Source organism: Pseudoalteromonas sp. GABNS16E (assembly GCF_028598715.1).
Lineage (GTDB): Bacteria > Pseudomonadota > Gammaproteobacteria > Enterobacterales > Alteromonadaceae > Pseudoalteromonas > Pseudoalteromonas atlantica.
Map to the genome: position 1 here is coordinate 76,230 of NZ_JAQREZ010000012.1, position 20,945 is coordinate 97,174.

Below are 20,945 nucleotides of genomic sequence, written 5' to 3' on the forward strand. Positions count from 1 at the left end.
CTGCATCATATAGATAGTTAATTGGTTAGTCAAAGCAAAAAAGCATTTTTACATGGTTTTTCACGTGTTTTCATTACGGATCTGATTTATCCTAACTCAAACTAATTTTAATTAGGATAATAATTTATGAAGCACCCGCTTATATTAGCGTCAAGCTCGCCATTTAGGCAGTCTTTATTGCAAAAATTTAATCTGCCATTTAGTACTTTTTCGCCTGATATTGACGAAACAGCCATACCAAACGAAACCCCTGAGCAACTTGTTAAGCGCCTAAGCGAGCGCAAAGCGCGTGCCGCTTGCGATCATTTTGTTAAAGGCCTTGCAATCGGCTCCGACCAAGTGGCCGTATATGATGGGCAAATACTTGGTAAACCTCATAATAAAGAAAATGCCATAAAGCAGCTTTCTTTGTTTAGCGGCCAAACTGTCACGTTTTTAACAGGCCTGTGTGTTTACGATATTGCTAGCGATAAAGCAAAAACGTTAATAGAGCCTTTTGAGGTAGTATTTAGAACACTCACCAAAGAGCAAATAGAAGCCTACTGCGATGCAGAGCAGCCATATAACTGTGCTGGGAGCTTTAAAAGTGAAGGATTAGGGATTTGCTTATTTGAAAAATTAAACGGAGACGATCCTAATAGCTTAATAGGCTTGCCACTAATTAAACTCAGCCAGCTATTGGCTGCGTTTAATCTCGACATACTCGCCGCGCAACCTTAGCCAAGTAGTATGCGTTGCAGCTGCTGGTAATTATCAACGGTTGCAACGGGGCTAAACTCACTTAACTGCGCTGCACTGTGTACGCCCATGGTAACGCCAATTCTATCTATGTTGGCTGCCTGTGCCATGGCCATATCTATTTTGGTATCCCCAATCATGAGTGCTTCGTCGGCATTTATTGCTAATTCAGCTAATAGTTGTTCAAGCATATCGGGGGAAGGTTTAGAGCGCGCTTCATCACTTGTGCGCGTGGCACTAAAGTAACGCCCTAACTGAGTTTGCTCTAATAAACGCATTAAACCATCACGCCCTTTACCGGTGGCAATCGCTAAAATAACCCCTTGTGCTTTTAACGCACTTAGTACATTTTCTACATTATCAAATACAGGAGTGGCAGTCGTATCAACACGGTATTGCTGTTTATAGCCGTTAATTAATGCGGGATGGTGCGCTACGTCCTCAGGAAATAGCACCTCAATAGCAAGTTCAAGCGACATACCAATAATATTTTTAATTGCAGTGTCGCTCGGCGGCTCAATATTAAGCGCCAGCGCACTGTGACGAATACAATTAACAATTTTGCTAATTGAGTCCATTACAGTGCCATCCCAATCAAAAATAACCAGTTTATATTTTTTTAATACAGCGGTGGTCATTACGCTTTAGCATCTCTTAATTTTAAAATACAACTTTTAAGTGCGTTATCAAGCGGTGCCTCTACACGCATGGTAGTTTCGTTTTTAGGGTGATAAAAGCTTAAATCGTGGGCGTGTAAAAATAAGCGATTTAAGCCTATTTTGCGCATTGATACATCAAACCCTTGGTCGCCGTATTTATCATCGCATGCAATAGGGTGGCCTTTACACTGTGTATGTACACGAATTTGATGAGTACGTCCTGTCACAGGTGAGGCTTGCACTAACGAGCACTCGTTAAAACGCTCAAGTACTCTAAAGCGAGTGTGTGAAGGTTTACCTTCGTTATTATCTACACGCACCACGCGCTCGCCCGACTTGAGGGTGTTTTTACGCAGCCCTTCAGTTACATTTTTAACCGACGAATCCCACTGCCCTGTTACCAACGCCCAGTAATTTTTTTCCATTGTTTTTTCACGCAGCTGCTCATGCAATGCGGTAAGTACCGAGCGACGCTTTGAAATTAATAAACACCCCGATGTGTCTCTATCAAGCCTATGTACTAGCTCTAAACTGCGCTCATCTGGGCGTAATACGCGTAGTGCTTCTATTAAACCGTAGCTTAAGCCACTGCCGCCATGTACAGCCATGCCCGAGGGTTTATTAATTACAATAAGGTATTTATCTTCAAAGAGTATTGCGTCTTCTAATTGCTTCACTTTATCGAGCTTTTTAGGCACAAACTCTTCGCGCTCTGCTACTTTAATTGGGGGAATACGTACTACATCATCAAGCTGTAATTTGTAAACAGGCTTAATACGCTTTTTATTAACGCGGACCTCGCCTTTGCGTAAAATTTTATAAACAGCGCTTTTAGGCACCCCTTTTAAATGGGTAATAAGAAAGTTATCAATACGCTGACCTAAATGGTCTTCGTTGATTGTGACAAAAGTTACTTGTAAGCCGGTTTTTTCTGACATTGCCTAATCACTGATTTAAGTAAAATAATTTAGTTGCTAACACGGTTATAATAGTGGGATAATCAGCAGCGCAAATATTTAGTATTTGCAAATAACAACGGTGCTTTTTAACACATTAAAACATTCGTGATGCACATTCTGGGTAGCCGATCATACAGATCCGAGTTAAGTTTTCCAAAGCTTTTATGCCTACTCAGTTAACACGTGCGATCAACTAACAGTAATGCGCGTAATATATTACTGGTTAAGTTTGAACATGAATTTATATTTAATGTAAAAATAAAAGCAATGAACAAATAATTTGTTTGATAGTGACGACGTAAAAACGTTGTTCAGCATTTGCTCACACGTAGTACCGTATAGCAGCTTATTTAGAACTAAAAATCTAGCAAATAAGCGTTTATTAACATTCGGCAGCGAACTTTGCTCGCAAGTACTTAGAAAATACTCATCGTATTTAAGTTACTTAACGAGCCCTACGCGCCTAACATAAACGTACTAAAAAGATTGATATGACAGGCCAACTTCTGGGTAAAACTTGTAAAGAGCGTAAGAGCCGACAGTTTTAGCACCATAAAGAATTTAATAACGTAAGCGTACGTTATTGTTAGCCAGCATTTAAAAAATACTGCATACACATTACAGAGCGTTCCGTTACAGACCCAGTCGTGAGGCTGCACATTCTAAAAAAAGGAACAACTGAACAGGCGAACACGTTTCGTCATGTCAGCGACAAAAAATAAGTAGAGTAACAATATGAAACGTATGCTAATCAATGCAACGCAGCAAGAAGAAATGCGCGTAGCACTGGTTGACGGCCAGCGCCTATATGATTTAGATATAGAAAGCCCAGGTCACGAACAGAAAAAAGCCAATATTTATAAAGGCAAAATCACACGCATTGAACCCTCTTTAGAAGCGGCTTTCGTAGATTACGGCGCCGATCGTCATGGTTTCCTTCCTTTAAAAGAAATTGCCCGTACTTACTTCCCACAAGGTTACACTTTTCATGGTCGCCCAAATATTCGCGACGTGATTAAAGAAGGCCAAGAAGTAATTGTACAAGTTGATAAAGAAGAGCGCGGCCAAAAAGGCGCGGCCCTTACTACCTTTATTAGTGTAGCGGGTAGCTACTTAGTGCTAATGCCAAACAACCCTCGTGCAGGCGGTATTTCTCGTCGTATTGAAGGCGATGAGCGTACAGACCTTAAAGAAGCACTTAGCCGATTAGAACTTCCTAAAGGTATGGGCTTAATTGTTCGTACAGCAGGTGTTGGCAAATCGTTTGAAGAATTAAACTACGATTTAAAAGCACTTTTAGTCCATTGGGATGCAATTCAACAAGCAGCCGACAGTGCTAAAGCACCGTTTTTGATTCACCAAGAAAGCAATGTGATTTTCCGCGCTATTCGCGATTATTTACGTCGTGATATTGGTGAAATATTAATTGATAAACCACGTGTATTTGAAGAAGCTAAAGCGCACATTGAGCGTTTTCGCCCTGACTTTATGAGCCGCGTAAAGCTTTATCAAGGCGACACGCCATTATTTACGCATTACCAAATTGAAAGCCAAATTGAGTCTGCGTTCCAACGTGAAGTACGTTTGCCTTCAGGTGGTTCAATTGTAATTGACCCAACAGAAGCGCTTACCTCTATTGATATCAACTCGTCTAAAGCAACAAAAGGCGGAGATATCGAAGAAACAGCACTGAATACTAACTTAGAAGCGGCTGATGAAATTGCGCGTCAATTACGTCTTCGCGACTTAGGTGGCTTAATTGTTATCGACTTTATCGATATGACACCGCCACGCCATCAGCGTGAAGTAGAAAACCGCTTAAAAGATGCCGCTCGTCCAGATCGTGCGCGTGTACAAATTGGTAAAATTTCGCGCTTTGGTTTACTTGAAATGTCGCGCCAGCGTTTACGCCCTTCACTAGGTGAAGCAAGCCAAGGCCCATGTCCGCGTTGTAGCGGCCAAGGTACTATTCGTTCTAACGAGTCTATCGCCTTGTCTATTTTGCGTTTAATTGAAGAAGAAGCAATTAAAGACAACACAGCACAAGTAAATGCACAAGTGCCTGTAGCGGTTGCCGCTTATTTATTAAACGAGCAGCGCAGAAGCGTTCATCGTATTGAAAAACATCATAAATGTGATGTGGTTATTATTCCTAATCAACACATGGAAACACCGCACTACGAAGTGATGCGTTTACGTAAAGACGAAACACTAGAAACAGTAAGTTACGAGCAAGTTGTTGCACCTGAGCCAGAGTCGTTCGAAATGGCTAAACCAGCAGCTGCGCCTGTTCGTGAAGAGCCGATGCTTAAAGGTGTTGTTATGCCTTCAACGCCAGCGCCACAAGCTAAAGTAGACAAACCAGCAGCGCCTGTTGCTGTACCTAAGGTTGAAGGTGGCCTATTGGCTGCTATTGGTAATTGGTTTAAGTCGTTATTTGCTGGTGAAAGCGAAGAAGAAAAGCAAGCAAAAGAAAAAGCTGAGCAAGAAAAGCAACAGCAAACACGTAATAACAATCGCCGTGGTAACAGTGACAACCGTCGCCGCAATAACAACCAGCGTCGTCGTAATAACTCTCGCTCTAAACCTCGTGGTGAACGTCCTGCTGAAGAAGAAGTGAAAACTGAATCTACCGCGAACGAAAGCCAAGAGAAAAACGAGAACCGCAATAAGCGCCGTCGTAATCCTAACTCGCGTAAGCGTAACGATAACCGTAATAACGACAATCGTACCGCCGACAAAGAGCAAGTAAAAACAGACGCAAAAGCGAATGAAACTGAGGCTAAGCAAAGCACTGAGCCTAAAGAGCAGAAGCCAAAAGTTCGCCGTCAACGTCGTAATGTTCGCAAAAAAGTACGTATCCAAGATGAAAATACTGAGCAAGTAAAAGCATCTGATACGACTGAGCAACCGCAGCAAAGCACTGAAACAGCTAAAGTAGAGCAGCCTAAAGAGCAAGCGCCAGCAGCAAAGCAAACTGCAAATGAGCAAAAGTCAGAGCAAACAAAACCTGCACCTGTGAAAGAGCAAGCGCCTAAGGCACAACCTGAGCAAGAAGAAAAGCCAGTAGCTGCAGCGTCAACTGACGAAGCAAACTCTGAAGATGAGCAAGGGCAAACACGTACGCGTTCACGCCGTTCTCCTCGTCACCTTCGCGCTTCGGGCCAGCGTCGCCGTCGTCCTGAACAAGGTGAAGCTACAGAAGAAAAAGCAGATGAAGCTCCTGCATTTGTGCCAGTAGCAGATCAAGCTGCCGCTGAGTATGAGGCAGAGCTAAAAGCAAAAGCTGAACAGCCAACCTCAAACGATGCATCAGAAAATGTTGAGCAAGCGTTAGCTGTAGAAGACTTAGCTAAAGTTGAAGCTGCTCCTAAAGCAAAGCAACCAACAGCCAATGACGATGCAGTACAAACTGTTGATCCTGAAACAGCTGAAGAGCCAGTTGTTGTTACTGAGCAACCAATAACAACATCTGAGCCTGTTAAATCAGAGCCTGAAGTAGCTGAGCAACCAGCAACACCAGAGCCTATTAAAGCAGAGCCTGAAGTAGCTGAACAACCAGCAACACCAGAGCCTGTTAAAGCAGAGCCTGAAGTAGCTGAACAACCAGCAACACCAGAGCCTGTTAAAGCAGAGCCTGAAGTAGTTGAGCAACCAGCGAAACCTGAGCCTGTAAAAGCAGAGCCTGAAGTAGCTGAGCAACCAGCGAAACCAGAACCTGTTAAAGCAGAGCCTGAAGTAGTTGAGCAACCAGCGAAACCAGAGCCTGTTAAAGCAGAGCCAAAAGCAGCTGAACAAAAAGATGCCAATGCAAAAACGGTTATTAGCAAAGGGGCTGCAAGCGCACCTATGGCTCAACCGACACCAGTTGCTGATAGCGACGTAAAGCATACATCAGTTGCCATGGCACACGATAAACGTGAGTTAGTTCCTGATAGTGGCTTACGCGCAGGGTCAATTAAACCTGCAGGTCGTGCTAGTTCAGACATGACTAAAACAATGAGTGCTGAGTAACCCTTAGCCTCATTAAAAAGCCGCGCTATGTAAAAATAGCGCGGCTTTTTTTGTTTTAACACCTGTCTTGTCCTGAAATGTATTTTCTCATTTGCTCCTCTTTCGCTTCTCTTTGTGTAATAGTTCTTCATGTGTTTTTATTAGTAAAAAATTAAAAAAACCAAAACGCTGATTCTCGCGCAAGCAAGCTTTGCGCCTACAACCTAACTTTAGCATCGTGGCTATTTTTACTTGTGGACGCAAAACTTGTTGGTGTGACGGGCAAAGCCTGTAATAAAGGATTTATCCTCGAAGAGATTTAGAGGCGCTGCGCTTTAGAGCATTAATAAAACTAAATTAAAGGCAATAAAAAAGCGCGATAAAAATATCGCGCTCTTAAATCGGCTTTTAACTAGATCAAATGAGTTTATTCGCTTTCATTTTCCATAAAGCGCTGTAACTGATCTTTTAAGTTTGGTGGAATGCCTTTAATAACCAGTGTATCGGTCGCTTCATTGTAAGTTACGCGCTCACCTAAATGTTTACGCTCAAAACTAACACTAACACCGCCCCCTAAACCCGAAAACTTAACCATACTGGTCACCGTTTTTTTATCGACCGGGAAAGAGTCTTCTAAATCGTAACTTTGCTCTTTGCAAAAGTTATCAAACGGACTATCGTCACCTTTCGTTAGCGTAGCCGAAAGCTCAGTAACGCTTGCATCTTCACCCGTGGTCACACAATCGTTACAGTAATCAAATACTTGCTTACGTAATTCGTCTTTTTCTGATTTATCGAATGATTGCTCCGATAAATAGTCTTCAACGGCATTAAGCATCACTTGGCTTTGTTGTTTAGGGTCTATGCCCTCTTCACAACCTAAAAAGTCTAAGAAAAAGTCTGCTACTTTTCGCCCTGCTCGCCCTTTAATAAAAGAGATATAGCGATTGTCGTCAGCTTGAGTATCCCACGCGGTTAAATCGATACGTGCAGCTAGTTGCATGCGCGATATATCTAAGTGGCGCGACGCTGCTAAATCAAGTTCAGAGGTCATGCTGTAGTGCTCTTTAATATTGATCATAGCTATTAGCATGTAATCAGTAGCCACATACTGATAATGACAAAATACTAAGTAGCCTGTTTCGCTAAAGGCGTATTTATCTAACTCTTCTTTTAAAACAGTGGATGCCTGCTCGGTCATGTGCCAAAAGCCTAACTCGTCATTACGATAGCTTTGCATTGCCGATGCTACAACACTGTTTTTATCGCCACTAAATGCACAGTAACCTTTACCTGGCTTTGAGTTGTATGCATGATGAAGTTGTTCGATAAAAACAGCGACTTTATCGTTTATCACCATTTCATCGTTTCGTAGGTGAATTTGCGTATCGTCGCCTTTTTTGTCTACATAATGAACGACTAATTTTTTAACGTCTGTTGTCATCTTTGTTTTTCACGCCTCTGGTGTTAAAATACGAGAATATAACTCTTTTATTGAACCAACTGATGCCAATCTTATCAAAATACTCTAATGAAGAAGTAGAACAAATCGTCGATCAGCTCATTGATGTGCTAACGCAACACAATGCGCCGGTTGATTTAAGCCTTATGTGTTTAGGAAATTCTATCACGCATATCCTAAAAGAGCATGTACCTGCAGGGAAAAGACAAGCCGTAACTGAGAACTTTGCAAAAGCACTTGCTCAGTCGGTTAAATAAATTATATGAATTTATCGCAGCACAATCAGTTTTCGTCAAAAGCGAGTCAGTTATTAAGTTGGGGCCACTGGTTCACTTTTGCAAATATTGGTTTAGCGCTTTTTATTAGCCTAAGCTTTTTATTTGCAGATTCACCGCCAACTAGCTTTATGGGTATTACCTATATGTTAGTGACGTGGTTAAGCCATACGAGCTTTATCGCTTTTTTAGCATTTGTGCTGACGGTATTTCCTTTAAGCTTAGTGTTTCCCTACCCTCGACATATTCGAGGTATGGCTGCCGTTATTGCTACGCTTGGGGCGTCTATTTTAACGCTTGATGCGTATGTATACGTTAATTTGGGCTATCATTTAAGCTCTTCTGCGCTACCGGAAATCATTTCCTTACTGTGGCATCGTCTAACTAGCTCGCCTGCCCTTACTACCTTGTTAGCCGGGGGGATTGTTTTACTCATTTTAGGCTTCCAGTTAGTTGTAAGTAACTATACATGGCAGCACTTAGCGCGTTTAAAACAACTTAAGTTTGCCCGTTTTGCCAGCTCGTTTTTAGTGTTGTGCTTTGCACTTAGCCACAGTATTCACATTTGGGCAGATGCAAATTTAAAGTTTGATATAACGAAGCAAGATAACGTTTTACCGCTGTCGTACCCTACGACCGCTAAAAGCTTATTAGCAAAAAATGATTTGCTCGACATTGAAAGCTATAAACAAGCTCACAATGTAAGAATTAATAACCAAAATATTAATTACCAAATACCTGCGCCAATGCAAAAATGTGAAGATTACACTGCGCAGCAAGTCGATATTTTTGTATTTGATACCAACGAGCAGTTAAAACGCTTTGTTGCCAAGCATAAAAACCTACATAAAACTGATCAGTTTTTACAGCCAACACACCATGGCGATAGCTTGTTTAGTTTAGTGTATGGCTTACCTTCTTTTTATAAGATGGCTATTTTATCAGAGCAAACCTTGCCCGCGTGGCAAAGTCAGCGCAGAAGCATAGAGCTTGCTGGAATTGAAAAGCTAAGCTTTATAAACGATCAAGCGCATTCAAACAGCGCAATTAAAATCATTAAAGGTGAAGATAATCCGCCTCCTCGCAGTGACGACACCCATATTTTTGCGTTTAGCTTAGCTAATAATAGCTCGGAAGTAGTTACATCATCGGTGTTATACAGCTCAGATAAGCGAATAGCCAAGGTAGATGGGCTTATTCAACCCAGTGATATTATTGCAACCAGTGTAGGCCAATACTTAAACTGTAAGTCTGTGGTTAAACAAACCATGCTAGGTGAAAATCTGTATAAGAAAAAAACGGACACTGGCGTTAATTACTCGCAAGGCGTAGTTATTGCTTACAAAAAAGATAGAATTACGCTAATAGATTCAGACGGTAACTATAAAAATATATCTGCCGCTGAAGGTTTTTCTATTGAGCAAAGCCTCGATATCCCGTTTTTAGTACAAAGTATTAAAAAGCTAAAAACCTACACACAATAGCCCTATCCCTTAACCTAGCTTGCTATAACACCAAGCTAGGTTATATTTACTAAATCATAGTAAACGCTCAGGGATGAAATTAATGCAAAAACACACACTTTTTTTATGCGCAGTAATGGTATGCCCACTTTCTCTGCATGCGCAAAATGCTACAACTTACTATAAATGCGTGACAAAAAACGGCACTATCTTTTCGCAATTCCCTTGTAACGATAACGCTACCGTTTACACAATTAATACTGTATCGGGAATTAATACTGCACCGGCACAAGATTACACAAAAGAGCTAAACGCATTAGAGCGCGAACGGATTGTGCTTGACCTACAAGCTGAGCTGAGAAGTAATACTAATAAATTAGCGATTATAAAACGTAAAAAAGACCGCGCAGAATACAACCAGCAACAGCGCCTCAATCGTATTTTAGATGACGAGGACAAAAAGTTAATTAGCAAAGATATTACCAAGCAATTAAAAATAATAAATAAAGATCATAAAAAGCAAACCACCGAAATTGAAAAGCGCATTAAAAAGTTAGAGAAAAAAATAGCCTCCTACCAATAACTTGGCTTTTGCCATCACACTCAATTATGCTTTAAGCTAAAAGTATAAAAACTGAGAATATTTATCTTGGTTTTAAACTTAAAATAACATAACCTTAACACTATAGAGTTAAAGCTCTAACGTGTATGACACTACAGCACCACTAACATTTACAAATGCTGTACTAAAAACGTTATATACACTTTTTTAAGGAGTGTTTATGCAGCCACGCCATATAGCTGAATTAATTTTAACGGGTTTTAAAAAGCATTATCAGCTGTTCCAAAAAACCACCGCCCAAGCCCCGCTTGCCTTTGCAAAGCGCGATTGGCAGCAAATTAATGAAATTAGTAAACTGCGTATTAGTTACTACGATGACAGAGTAAACGAAACCACTAAAGCATTAAAACAAGCACAGTTAACTGAGCAATTAAATGAGCAACTTTGGCTTGAAGTAAAAATAATGTACCAACGCTTTTTATGCTTTCATCCTCAAGCTGAACTTGCCGAAACATTCTATAACTCAGTATTTTGCCGTTTGTACCACAGACGCTATTTTCATAACGACTTTATATTTGTAAAAGCCACATTAAAAGATGCCCCTGCCATTCCTGTTGAGGCAGAGTACCGCAGCTACTTTCCAGTGGTTGATGGTTTAAAGCCCACAATAAAGCGCATTATTGAGCATTTTGATTTTAAAGCCCCGTTTGTAAATTTAGAGCGGGATATACGTTTGCTCGTAAAGGCATTTTACAAACAAGCGCCCGACACTCACCACCAGCCTTGGCAAATGCGCTTTGATATTTTGCACGCGCCTTTTTATCGTAACAAAGCAGCTTACATAGTCGGCCGAGTGGTCTCTCAAAGTGGTGTGCAGCCTTTTATTATTGCGGTACTTCATCACGAAGATAAAGGCTTATACCTCGATGCGCTATTAACCAAATCATCGCAAATGCGGGTTATTTTTGGCTTTGCACGGGCTTATTTTATGGTTGAAACCCATGCGCCCTCAGCTATGGTGCGATTTTTAAATCAACTTATGCCTAATAAAACACTCGCTGAGCTTTATAATGCCATTGGGTTTCATAAGCAAGGTAAGACAGAGTTTTACCGTGAATTTTTACATCACTTGTCTCACTCAAACGATAACTTTATTATAGCGCCAGGCACACCTGGCATGGTGATGATGGTATTTACGCTGCCCTCTTTTGGCTATGTATTTAAAGTAATTAAAGATAAGTTTGGCGAAAGCAAACCGTTTGGCCGCGATATCGTGCTTAAACGCTATCAACTGGTAAAAAGCCATGATCGGGTGGGCCGCATGGCCGATACCATAGAATACTCTAACGTCGTATTTCCTTTGGCACGCTTTGATAGTAATTTACTGGCGCAGCTACATAAAACCATTGGCTCATCTATGGTAATTGAAGGCCCGTGGCTTATTATCAAGCATTTATATATTGAAAGGCGCATGACACCGCTTAATTTATTTTTAGAAAACGCCAGCGAAGAAAGTGCTGCCGATGCAATAGAAGAGTACGGCCAAGCACTTAAAGAAATGATTGCGGTAAATATATTCCCAGGCGATATGCTGCTTAAAAACTTTGGGGTAAGCAAACACAAGCGCATTATTTTTTACGACTACGATGAGGTTCAATACCTAACAGATATGAACTTTAGGGCCTTACCTAAGGCCAAAAGCTATGATGATTACTTAACTGATGAACAAAGCTACTCAGTTGCGCCGCAAGATGTTTTTCCTGAGCAACTTTGTACCTTTGTTATGCCAAACCCAAAGTACAAACAGTTTTTGCTCAGTACACACCCCGAGCTTGTTGATGTTAGTTTTTGGAAGCAAGCTCAGCAAAATATAAAAAAGGGTCATGTTAGTCACATATACCCATACCCGACAGCACAACGCTTTATTCATCACTGGTAAGCGTTAAAGGACACACAATGAACATAAGTAAAATAGATTTAAATTTGCTGGTTTACCTCGACACCCTATTACGTGAGTGTAACGTAACCCGCGCCGCTAACCAGTTAAGTATTACTCAACCCGCTATGAGTAACGGCCTTAAGCGTTTAAGAAACTTGTTTAACGACCCAATTTTGGTACGTACCAGTGAAGGTATGGTCCCCACAGAGCGTGCTATAGAGCTGCAACCGGTTATTCGCGGTATATTAATGACCCTAGAAGAAACCCTCGCACCTAATCGCGAATTTGAAGCCAGCCAAAGTAAACGTGTTTTTAGAATAATGGCCAGTGACTATGCAGCCAGTACATTAGCGCCAAAGCTTTTAAGTAAACTTCATGAAGAAGCGCCCGATACAACCCTAGATATACTTACGCCTAGTGATGTAACGTTTCATGATGTTGAAAATGGTAAAGTGGATATGGCAATTAACCGCTTTGAAAACCTTCCGCAATCTTTTCATCATAAACGCATATGGAAAGACAGCTTTTGCTGCTTAGTAAAAGCCGACAACCCAATTATCGAAAACTTTAGCCTAGACAGCTATTTAAAAGCCCGCCATATATGGGTAAGTAAAACCGGCTTTGGGGTTGGCGTAGGTATGGACCCTAAAGATGTACAAAAGCTAGGTTGGGTAGATGAAGCACTTGCCCATTTTGGTAAACACCGAAATATTGCCACGTTTACCCGTAATTACCACGTAGCCATTCATTTAGCAAAAGAGCAAAATTTAGTGGCGACCTTACCTTCAAAGGCTGCCAATATTTACTTAGATGATGCAGGCCTTAAAATTTTAGAGCCGCCATTTCCTATACCACCTTTTGAACTAGATATGATTTGGAGCCCTTTACTGCATCGCGATGCAAGTCATATTTGGTTACGCCAAAAAGTAGCCGAAGTGGCGGATGAGCTTAAATAACCTTATTACAAAAGCCATGTAAAATTTGCGAGGTTATTTTATTTTAAATAGCCTTGCAGTTTGAATATAAATAAAATAGCTAACTATTTCAGCATGTTAAAAATTAAAATAAAACTGGAATGGCCTTTGCTCTATTTACTATGAAACTTAAATTCATGTAAAGAGAGGTCATTATGAATACCCATCAAGGAACAGAAGCAACTCATATTACTGACATCATCCAAGTAATGAACAGTGGCATTGATTTTTATCAAAAAGCGCAAGAGAAAGTTGAAGACCCAGCCATTGGCGCATTATTTCAACGCATGATTGACGCACGAAAAGTAAGTGTTGAGCGCTTACAACCTTATGCAGTTAACGAAAAAGGTGAGCGTGAAGACGGCTCTTCTTTTGCTGTAGAAGCACGCAGAGCTTACACAGCCCTCCTCACTTCGTTTAGTTCTCATAACGATAAAACATACGTTAAAGAGCTTGAAGAGGTAGAAGATAAAACACTTGAAGAAATTAAAGCAGCGATGGATAAACCACAGCCAGCCGACTGTGAAGCAGCCTTAGCGAAAACCTTGCTAACGATGCAAAGCTGCCACACCGAAATGAGCCGTATGCAAAAGCATTAATTTTCAATTGCATATATTTAAAACCCAGCCTAGCCGCTGGGTTTTTTATTATTACAACGTTTTAAGGCTATAAGCCAATAATTGCAACGTCCGGTTTAAACCCTGCTATGTATAGCCAAGTCCAAAATGCCACATTTAGTATTATCAAAGCCATACAGGGGTTATACCAATCCGTAATAATGTTTAGTTAAGCGAATTGGTATAATTTAACGCTGAGGTAGTAAGGCGCAACACAATAAAATCGCGGTTGAGAAATAAATACTAAAAAGGCTAAATACAAAAAAAGGGCCTTACGGCCCTTTGAACTTAAATAACATAAGGGAGTGTTGTTTATTAAAAACGGTATTCTGCGCCTACATAGTAATAAGCACCATTAAAGCCAAATGGCGCTGAACGGCGAGAGTATTCAAATACCCCATCGCTGCTTACAATCGTATTGCCATTTGAATCTACAATTGTGCCCGAGCGTGAGTTACCAATGGTGTTTTTATCTGGGTACACGTCAAATAAGTTATTTGCACCAATATTTACAGATAAATCTTCAGTCACGAAGTAGTTAACTTTAACGTCAGTTAAAATTTCTGCTCCGTAGGTTTGGCGCCCGCCATCTTCTACTGTGTATTCACCAAAGCGGTTAAGTGAAAGGTTTACAGTCCAATCACCACGCTGGTAAAGCGCACTTAAGTTGATGCGATCTTCTGGTTGCCACTCTTCAATAATTGAAATTTCTTGATCAGAGAAAACATCTTCAACAGGTACGGTTTCAAGCCCTGAGCCCGATGGCGTAAATAACGATACCACCTCAGTTTCAGTAAAGTTAGCTGCTAAAGTAAAATCAAGCGTGCCACCTAATCCCTCGGTATTCCAAGTAGCTACAAAATCAATACCCGAAGTTTCGGTATCTGCACCATTTAAGAAAAACTGGCCTGCACCTGCGCCTGAGCTGATTAATGCAGCATCTAGGCTTGAAGAAAGCCCTTTGCCTAAACGATTACTAATTACTATGCGGTCGTCAATATCAATTGAGTAGTAATCTACAGTAACATTAATGTTATCCGTTACGTTGTAGACAATACCTAAGCTGCGGTTTTGCGATTTTTCTTCTTTAAGCTTTGGAATACCTAAACTTTGTGCAAGGGTTGAATCGTTTCTGAATGTACCTACTTCTTCAGCAACTAATGAGCCGTCTTCAGCCACAACAAATTGTGTGCTGATATTGTTAAAATACAATTGCTGCATTGATGGCGCTCTAAAGCCTGAGCTTAATGCACCACGCAGTGACACATCATCAGTAATTGCCCAGTTACCAGCAAGCTTAAAGTTTACCGTGTCGCCAAAGCCTTTGTAATTATCATAACGCAGTGCGCCTGATAAAATGACATCTTCAATTAGGTAGGTTTCTGCATCAAGGTAAAACGAAATTACATCGCGTGACTCATCAACCGATGATGCCGGCGAAGAACCACCAAAACCTTGCGTGCCGCCAGAGACATCTTCAGAGCCTACACCGCCACTTAAACCACTATAAATACTTACCCCATCAAGGGTGTCGTAATCACGATAAGCATATTCGCTGCCCTCTAAAATGCGGTATTCATCGGTACGAATTTCTGCACCCATAGCCAGTGAATAGTCATCAAAGTTTTGCGTAAAATCTATATTAATGGTTTGCAGTGATAACTCCATGCCATAGGCATAGGCTTCACGTGGAATAGTACTGCGAATATCAGCGGCACTTAAACCTTGCTCGTAACGTAAAAAGTTAGCGTACGAGGCATTAATTGTGTCACTTGTTGTGTAATCAATGCTGTTTTCACCGTAGGTGTACGATACATCTAAACTTGCATCGTTATCAAAGTCGGTTTTGTAACCAAAGTTGTAAGAAATATCATCAATTGTGGTATTAATTTTAGGTAAAAAGCCTAACGGGATAGTTGCATCGTTGTCTTGTAAAACAGGGTTACCGCCCGCATTTGCATTATGACGGAAAAACGCTGCTGATTCGTTATCGCGCGTTGAATAAGTAATAAAGCCATACAGCTCGCCATCACCTAACTCATACCCTGTATTAACGGTTAAGCCAAATTGTTGTGAGTCGGCATCGCCAATACGAAAAGTGTCTCTGTCGGCGGTCAGTTCACGCGGATCGCCTGCCAGTAAAGTACCGTCGCTAAGCTCTGTACACCCATAAAACTGACACGAGCCGTGCAAACCAGCGCGGTTAGTAGGCGAGCGGTCTCGGTAATTAAGTGTTGCATTTAAGTAGCCGCTATCACCTAGGGCAAACCCTTTATTAAAATCAACGTTTACTGTTTCGCCATCACCCTCTGAGTATTGGCCGTAATTAACCGCTGCTTTGCCGCCTTCGCTGCCATCTTTTAGTACAATATTAATTACACCGGCAATTGCATCTGAGCCGTACTGTGCTGCTGCGCCGTCTCGTAAAACTTCTATACGTTTAATAGCTGAGGCTGGAATAGCATTCATATCGGTACCTGCGGTACCACGCCCTACTGAGGTATTGATATGAATAATACTTGCCTGGTGGCGGCGCTTACCATTAATAAGCACAAGTGTTTGGTCAGGCCCTAAACCACGCAGTGTTGCAGGTCGTAAGGCATCAGTGCCGTCACTGATTGACGAGCTTGAAAAGTTAAATGAAGGTGCAATAGATTGCAACATACGGCCAGCTTCGGTTTGGCCTGTGTTTTCAAGTGCTTCAGCACTTAAAATATCAACGGGTACGGGTAAATCTTCTACTGAGCGCCCTGCTACGCGGCTACCTACAATAGCAATTTTTTCTATTTTCTCTTGTGCAACACCCTCTGCTGCATTCACACCGTGTGAATTTGCTGCAAGCAATGCTGGTAATACAGCTGCACTAACCCCTGAAAGCTTCATCATGTTGTTATCTTTCCTATTGATTTGTTTGAGTTTTATACTCAGTAAACCATTTTGATCAACAACCGCATCGAGCTCAGTCCCACTTAATAATGCTTGCAGTGCATCTAGTTGGGTATAAAAACCATAAACCGAATTTGCTTGGTAATTTTTTGCCAACTCATAAGAAAACACCACGGTTTGCTCTGTTTGTTTAGCAAATTCTATTAAGGCTTTGTCTGCTCGCTGCGCTTGTATATCAAATTGCACCATTTGCCCAGTGGTCTGTGTTGCCCCTTGCACACTCAAGCTAAAAATAGCCGGAGCAAGTACACTTAAACCACTAAATAAATGCGTTTGGTTACTGCGCAATTTATATAAACAGCTGACAAACAAAATTCCTCTATAGTTTTTTATCTTTTTTTTAAACTTTTTTTTACCAATAACATTTAAAGATGCAACTTCACCTAACATTTGTTTGATATGCATAACATTTCTTATGATTTAGTTTGCTGTGTTAGGCTCACCATATGTTCACCTAAACGCTCATGCTCAATTGCAAAGTTAGTTTGTAAACTCTCAAGTAGCCCCTCAACATCGCCAGCTTTAAATACACCCGCCACTTTTATATTGGCAAGCTCATCGCTTGAAAGCTCAAAACGCGTAGAGGTGTAACGACTAACTTCATTTAATGCATCGCTTAAATGCTCGCCATTAAAAATTAACATGCCATTTTGCCACGCTAAATCACGCTGTACGTCATCCACAGAAAGCTGTGTGATAGGTTTAGTAATGCTTTGCTCTATAATTGCTTTTTCGCCAGAGATAACAATATTGGCATTGATTTCACGTACTTTTTTAGCGTTATTATCAGCCAGTTGGTAGTCTTTAAAATCGTTGGCACTTACCGCAACACTTGGGTCGGTGATCATCACTTTCCCTTCGGTTACAACCAGCTCTAAATCAGAAGAGGTATTGCGCTGTACATTAAATACAGTACCAAGTGCCGTAAAGCTCTTATCGCCAGCCATCACACTAAATGGGCGTGATGCATCTTTTGCTACATTAAAACGCCCTTCACCCTTACTCAGTAATAACTGACGACGCCCTTTGCTATAAGCTACCTCTAATAGGCTATTCGTGTTTAATTGCACTATGGTGCCGTCGGGTAAAACATACGTGGCTTGTTCGCCCACCTTCGTTGTATAAATTTTGGTGTAATTTATTTTAGCCAGCTCTTCGTTGTAACCGTTTTCAAGGTTAATTAATAAGTAACTACACACCATTAATGCTGCAAATAAGCTCGCGGCAATGGCACTAGAAAACGCCCATCTTTTTTTCTGGGGCTGTTTTACACTTCTATGCGGAAATAAACTGCTTAACTCGTTTAATACGGCCAATTCATCCCATAACTGCGCAAGTTCGTAGACGGCATCTTGATGGGCGGTACTTTGCATCATCCAAAGTTTAAATTGCTCTTTTTCAATTTCGCTTAAGCCTCTGTCAATTGCGCTGATCCATTGGCAGGCTTTTTCTAAAATTAAATCTTTTGATGTGAATTGATGAACATTACTCATTTTGCTGCCCTCTCAATTGATAGAGCCGAATTACAAGCAGAATTATGTGCCGCAGATTGGTTATGATTTTGTTCATGTTCTTTCATGTATAACATGGTTTGTAATAAACCTTTGGCAATGTGTTTTTCTACTGTGCTTTCACTTAATTGCATGTGCTGGGCGATTTCTTTTTGGCTCATACCGTACACTTTTTTAAATATAAAACATTTACGGATAGAAGAATTTAGTTGATCCGTTGCTCTGCAAAAAAGTAAAAAACGCTCTTTTGAGGTGTATTCATCCTCAAGTTGTGAGGATTTAAGCAGCGGGGGTAATTCTGCGTCGTGCTCTAACGAGTCATTAAACTTGTTATCCCACTTGGCTATATGATTAAGCGCTAAGTGCTTTGCAGTTTTAAGCATGTAACTGCGTCTAAACTGAATATCTTGTTTTAAATCAGCTTCGTAGCTTTTAATAAAGGTTTCTTGCACAATGTCTTCTACGTCATCGGGCTGTACAATACGCGACACAAAGCGTTTTAACTGCTTAGTGATATCAACAAACGTTGATGTCATATTTACTTTGGTAGTCATCCTTAACATAGGCCTATTGTTATTTTTATTACCGATAGATTACGAGTTTTTGGCATAAAAACAAGCGCAAATGTTAATTTAGCGTTGTTTAGGTGGGTTTTGAGTAAACAGGAGATCAAATGAGTAAATTATTAGATTACATAAGGCTCAGTTTTTTTGCAGCAGGTTTACTATTAGGGGTACAAATACCGGCCTTTGTAAGTGACTTTGGGCACGCTTTAGATGCACATTTAATTGAAGCAAATAACGCACTAGCCCCGTTTAAAAAAGATGCTAAAAACTACTTTAACAACGATTTAAACAAGTTAATTGCCCACTATGAAAATATTGGTGATGATATTGTTGGTAAAGGGGCGACCCATATTAAAAGCCTCAATAATCGCCAGCACTCTTTACAAGTGGCAGTTAATAACTTTAACCAATCGCCCTATTTATTTACTTTAACCAGCGACTTTCTCACCATTAAAAAGCAAGTATGGCAACGCTTTGAAGGGCAAATAGTGTTAAAAAAAGACTCCATAATAGCAGCGCTAGTTAGCGCCATTATTATTGCTATTTTTGCTGAGTTTATTGGCTTTGTAACCTTATTCATTATTAAGCGCGGGTATTACCGCTTATTCATAGCTGGCAAATAAAGACTTCATAAACTCATAAAACACCTCGGTTTTGCGGGTTGTTAAGCTATTTTGAGGCCGTAAAAACCACACCGGCGCGTCGCTTTGGGCCATTACATTGGGCATCACCTCTACTAAGTTTCCGGCGCTTAGCTCATCGTTAATCGCTATTTTAGATTTAATGGCTATGCCATGTCCGGCAAGCGCTGCTTGCGTCATGTTATCGGAATTAGAAATAGTAAAGCGCGTTTTGGCATTAAAGGTGTGTATTTTATTATTTTCATCATACAGTTTTAACTGCCTTTGCCAGGGTAAACACACCCAATAGTGCGTGCTCAGTTCGCTTAGTGTACAAGGCATACCATGCTTTTTTATATAACTTGGCGCTGCACATAAAATACGGGAGTTGTTGACAATTTTGCGAGAAAGCAGGCCAGAATCGGTTAATTGCCCTACTCTAATTGCCACATCTTGTGCATCATCGACCACATTGACAAAATGATCAGTAATTAAAAAGTCGAGCTTTAGTTGCGGGTATTGGGTTTCAAACTCGGTCAACTTAGGCATAACATACTTTGAAAAAACCCACGGTGGCATAGTCACACGCAATAACCCGCTCACCGAAGAGCTTCGTGCGCCAATACTGTGCTCTGCATCGTGCAAGGCTTCTATAATAGCCCCTACGCGATGATAAAATAGCTCACCGGCGGGCGATAACCTCACTCGTCTGCTGTCTCTAAACACTAACACGGTTGACAGCTCACGCTCGAGCTTGCTTAGCCTGTGGCTTACTGTTGCCGGCGACAAACGTTGCTCACGCGCAGCTGCAAGTACCCCTTTATTTTCTACGACGGCAATAAATGTTTCTAGGTCACTTAAATTATACATACATTTGGCTAGGCAGTTTTTGGTGTTTAATATTTTCGAATGAAGCTTTCAGTTTTGCAATATATATTTAAATAACTAAAACACCCATAATCGCCATACAGTTATATTCGAGATTTAATAATGAGTTTAAAATCACAGATTGATGCCTATAACGTGCAAAAAGAAGCGAAGCTACCTGGCGATGTATTAGCCCTTATGGCGCAGACAAATGAAGAGCTCATTGCTCAGCATATAAAAGATAATGCGCTACAGGTAGGCGCTAAAGTAAGCAATTTCAGCTTAAACAATCATAGCGCTGAGCAAGTTGAGCTCGCTGATTTATTAAATAATGGCCCGGTAATAATTAGCTTTTACCGTGGTAACTGGTGTCCATATTGTAATTTAGAGCTAAAAGCACTTAATGATCACTTACCCGAATTTAAAACACTCAATGCGCAGTTAGTTGCGATATCGCCACAACTACCCGACGAAACGTTATCTAGCGCACAAAAAAATGCCCTTGAATTCGATGTGCTTTCAGATATTAATAACAAGGTGGCCGAGCAATTTGGTTTACTGTTTACTTTAGACGAGCGTATTGTGGCGCTTTATAGCCAGTTTGGAATTGATTTTGAAAAGTACTACGGCAATAAAAGTTATAAATTACCTTTACCTGCAACCTATGTAACCTCAGATCTGCATAAGAATTAAAGTCGAGTCACTTTTATACTCGGCTTTTTAGTCTGAAAAGTGTAGGCAATTAATCCAGCCATTAAATTAACCATAAATGAGATGCAGCTGCGGTGCCTTGT

17 protein-coding genes and 1 pseudogene are annotated in these 20,945 nt (G+C 40.8%); 10 read left to right on the top strand and 8 right to left on the bottom strand.

The annotated features are described in order from the left end of the window. Window positions 1-126: 126 nt before the first annotated feature. Window positions 127-720 (top strand): Maf family protein, encoded by a 594-nt coding sequence (locus PSI06_RS07415; RefSeq protein ID WP_273603367.1) that lies wholly within the window; start codon window positions 127-129, stop codon window positions 718-720. Here PSI06_RS07415 and PSI06_RS07420 read toward each other — a convergent pair. Beyond that, window positions 717-1,376: an HAD-IA family hydrolase gene (locus PSI06_RS07420; protein ID WP_273603368.1), complete on the bottom strand. Its 660-nt coding sequence runs from the start codon at window positions 1,374-1,376 to the stop codon at window positions 717-719. The two genes, PSI06_RS07415 and PSI06_RS07420, sit on opposite strands and share 4 nt — an antisense overlap. Next, window positions 1,376-2,335: a 23S rRNA pseudouridine(955/2504/2580) synthase RluC gene (rluC, locus tag PSI06_RS07425; RefSeq protein ID WP_004587682.1), complete on the bottom strand. Its 960-nt coding sequence runs from the start codon at window positions 2,333-2,335 to the stop codon at window positions 1,376-1,378. The genes PSI06_RS07420 and rluC overlap by 1 nt, the downstream gene beginning before the upstream one ends. A gap of 756 nt (window positions 2,336-3,091) precedes the next feature. Here rluC and rne point away from each other — a divergent pair. After that, on the top strand, window positions 3,092-6,370 hold the full coding sequence (gene rne, locus PSI06_RS07430) for a ribonuclease E (protein ID WP_273603369.1): 3,279 nt from the start codon (window positions 3,092-3,094) through the stop codon (window positions 6,368-6,370). 406 nt (window positions 6,371-6,776) lie between these two features. Here the strand turns inward: rne and yejK are convergent, their stop codons facing one another. Next, window positions 6,777-7,793 carry a nucleoid-associated protein YejK gene (yejK, locus tag PSI06_RS07435; protein WP_273603370.1) on the bottom strand — a complete coding sequence of 339 codons (1,017 nt, stop codon included), beginning with the start codon at window positions 7,791-7,793 and terminating at the stop codon, window positions 6,777-6,779. Window positions 7,794-7,855: 62 nt separating this feature from the next. On the opposite strand from yejK, the gene PSI06_RS07440 reads away from it, so the two are divergent. The 6 genes from PSI06_RS07440 (at window position 7,856) to PSI06_RS07465 (ending at window position 13,623) form a co-directional block, all read left to right on the top strand. After that, window positions 7,856-8,068: a DUF1414 domain-containing protein gene (locus PSI06_RS07440; RefSeq protein WP_004588923.1), complete on the top strand. Its 213-nt coding sequence runs from the start codon at window positions 7,856-7,858 to the stop codon at window positions 8,066-8,068. A 5-nt stretch (window positions 8,069-8,073) separates the two neighbouring features. Then, a complete protein-coding gene (locus PSI06_RS07445; protein ID WP_273603371.1) occupies window positions 8,074-9,570 on the top strand; it encodes a DUF3413 domain-containing protein in 1,497 nt (498 codons plus the stop codon). A gap of 82 nt (window positions 9,571-9,652) precedes the next feature. Further along, window positions 9,653-10,132: a DUF4124 domain-containing protein gene (locus tag PSI06_RS07450; RefSeq protein ID WP_273603372.1), complete on the top strand. Its 480-nt coding sequence runs from the start codon at window positions 9,653-9,655 to the stop codon at window positions 10,130-10,132. Window positions 10,133-10,331: 199 nt separating this feature from the next. Next, a complete protein-coding gene (aceK, locus tag PSI06_RS07455; protein WP_273603373.1) occupies window positions 10,332-12,050 on the top strand; it encodes a bifunctional isocitrate dehydrogenase kinase/phosphatase in 1,719 nt (572 codons plus the stop codon). A 17-nt stretch (window positions 12,051-12,067) separates the two neighbouring features. Next, on the top strand, window positions 12,068-13,006 hold the full coding sequence (locus tag PSI06_RS07460; protein ID WP_024032602.1) for a LysR family transcriptional regulator: 939 nt from the start codon (window positions 12,068-12,070) through the stop codon (window positions 13,004-13,006). 173 nt (window positions 13,007-13,179) lie between these two features. Beyond that, the gene (locus PSI06_RS07465) at window positions 13,180-13,623 is read left to right on the top strand and encodes a ferritin-like domain-containing protein (RefSeq protein ID WP_004588918.1); all 444 of its coding nucleotides are present in this window, start codon (window positions 13,180-13,182) and stop codon (window positions 13,621-13,623) included. Between the two features lie 333 nt (window positions 13,624-13,956). On the opposite strand, the gene PSI06_RS07470 is transcribed toward PSI06_RS07465, so the two are convergent. Genes PSI06_RS07470 through PSI06_RS07480 form a run of 3 tightly spaced genes read right to left on the bottom strand, consistent with a single transcriptional unit; the run spans window position 13,957 to window position 18,652 of the window. Continuing rightward, window positions 13,957-16,992: a TonB-dependent receptor plug domain-containing protein gene (locus PSI06_RS07470; RefSeq protein WP_273605001.1), complete on the bottom strand. Its 3,036-nt coding sequence runs from the start codon at window positions 16,990-16,992 to the stop codon at window positions 13,957-13,959. An 8-nt stretch (window positions 16,993-17,000) separates the two neighbouring features. After that, window positions 17,001-18,080, bottom strand: a complete 1,080-nt coding sequence (locus tag PSI06_RS07475) for a FecR family protein (protein WP_273603375.1) — start codon at window positions 18,078-18,080, stop codon at window positions 17,001-17,003. Continuing rightward, on the bottom strand, window positions 18,077-18,652 hold the full coding sequence (locus PSI06_RS07480; protein WP_004588915.1) for an RNA polymerase sigma factor: 576 nt from the start codon (window positions 18,650-18,652) through the stop codon (window positions 18,077-18,079). Before PSI06_RS07480 ends, PSI06_RS07475 begins: the two co-directional genes overlap by 4 nt. 119 nt (window positions 18,653-18,771) lie before the next feature. Between PSI06_RS07480 and PSI06_RS07485 the strand changes: the two genes are divergently transcribed. Beyond that, window positions 18,772-19,287 carry a DUF2937 family protein gene (locus PSI06_RS07485; protein ID WP_273603376.1) on the top strand — a complete coding sequence of 172 codons (516 nt, stop codon included), beginning with the start codon at window positions 18,772-18,774 and terminating at the stop codon, window positions 19,285-19,287. Here PSI06_RS07485 and PSI06_RS07490 read toward each other — a convergent pair. Further along, entirely contained in the window at window positions 19,267-20,154 is an 888-nt protein-coding gene (locus PSI06_RS07490) for a LysR family transcriptional regulator (protein ID WP_024032599.1), read from the bottom strand. The genes PSI06_RS07485 and PSI06_RS07490 overlap by 21 nt on opposite strands. Before the next feature lie 120 nt (window positions 20,155-20,274). Between PSI06_RS07490 and PSI06_RS07495 the strand changes: the two genes are divergently transcribed. Then, on the top strand, window positions 20,275-20,844 hold the full coding sequence (locus PSI06_RS07495; protein ID WP_273603377.1) for a peroxiredoxin-like family protein: 570 nt from the start codon (window positions 20,275-20,277) through the stop codon (window positions 20,842-20,844). Here PSI06_RS07495 and PSI06_RS21660 read toward each other — a convergent pair. Beyond that, window positions 20,841-20,945 (bottom strand): annotated as a pseudogene (locus PSI06_RS21660) (IS982 family transposase); the annotation flags it as partial. The gene PSI06_RS07495 and the pseudogene PSI06_RS21660 sit on opposite strands and share 4 nt — an antisense overlap.

Excerpts from the sequence above, each read along its gene's own strand:
- rluC (WP_004587682.1), bottom strand. The coding sequence starts at position 2,335 with ATGTCAGAAAAAACCGGCTTACAAGTAACTTTTGTCACAATCAACGAA.
- PSI06_RS07465 (WP_004588918.1), top strand. The coding sequence starts at position 13,180 with ATGAATACCCATCAAGGAACAGAAGCAACTCATATTACTGACATCATC.
- aceK (WP_273603373.1), top strand. The coding sequence starts at position 10,332 with ATGCAGCCACGCCATATAGCTGAATTAATTTTAACGGGTTTTAAAAAG.
- PSI06_RS07460 (WP_024032602.1), top strand. The coding sequence starts at position 12,068 with ATGAACATAAGTAAAATAGATTTAAATTTGCTGGTTTACCTCGACACC.
- PSI06_RS07450 (WP_273603372.1), top strand. The coding sequence starts at position 9,653 with ATGCAAAAACACACACTTTTTTTATGCGCAGTAATGGTATGCCCACTT.
- PSI06_RS07415 (WP_273603367.1), top strand. The coding sequence starts at position 127 with ATGAAGCACCCGCTTATATTAGCGTCAAGCTCGCCATTTAGGCAGTCT.
- rne (WP_273603369.1), top strand. The coding sequence starts at position 3,092 with ATGAAACGTATGCTAATCAATGCAACGCAGCAAGAAGAAATGCGCGTA.
- yejK (WP_273603370.1), bottom strand. The coding sequence starts at position 7,793 with ATGACAACAGACGTTAAAAAATTAGTCGTTCATTATGTAGACAAAAAA.
- PSI06_RS07480 (WP_004588915.1), bottom strand. The coding sequence starts at position 18,652 with ATGACTACCAAAGTAAATATGACATCAACGTTTGTTGATATCACTAAG.
- PSI06_RS07470 (WP_273605001.1), bottom strand. The coding sequence starts at position 16,992 with ATGCATATCAAACAAATGTTAGGTGAAGTTGCATCTTTAAATGTTATT.
- PSI06_RS07495 (WP_273603377.1), top strand. The coding sequence starts at position 20,275 with ATGAGTTTAAAATCACAGATTGATGCCTATAACGTGCAAAAAGAAGCG.
- PSI06_RS07490 (WP_024032599.1), bottom strand. The coding sequence starts at position 20,154 with ATGTATAATTTAAGTGACCTAGAAACATTTATTGCCGTCGTAGAAAAT.
- PSI06_RS07440 (WP_004588923.1), top strand. The coding sequence starts at position 7,856 with ATGCCAATCTTATCAAAATACTCTAATGAAGAAGTAGAACAAATCGTC.
- PSI06_RS07485 (WP_273603376.1), top strand. The coding sequence starts at position 18,772 with ATGAGTAAATTATTAGATTACATAAGGCTCAGTTTTTTTGCAGCAGGT.
- PSI06_RS07420 (WP_273603368.1), bottom strand. The coding sequence starts at position 1,376 with ATGACCACCGCTGTATTAAAAAAATATAAACTGGTTATTTTTGATTGG.
- PSI06_RS07445 (WP_273603371.1), top strand. The coding sequence starts at position 8,074 with ATGAATTTATCGCAGCACAATCAGTTTTCGTCAAAAGCGAGTCAGTTA.
- PSI06_RS07475 (WP_273603375.1), bottom strand. The coding sequence starts at position 18,080 with ATGAGTAATGTTCATCAATTCACATCAAAAGATTTAATTTTAGAAAAA.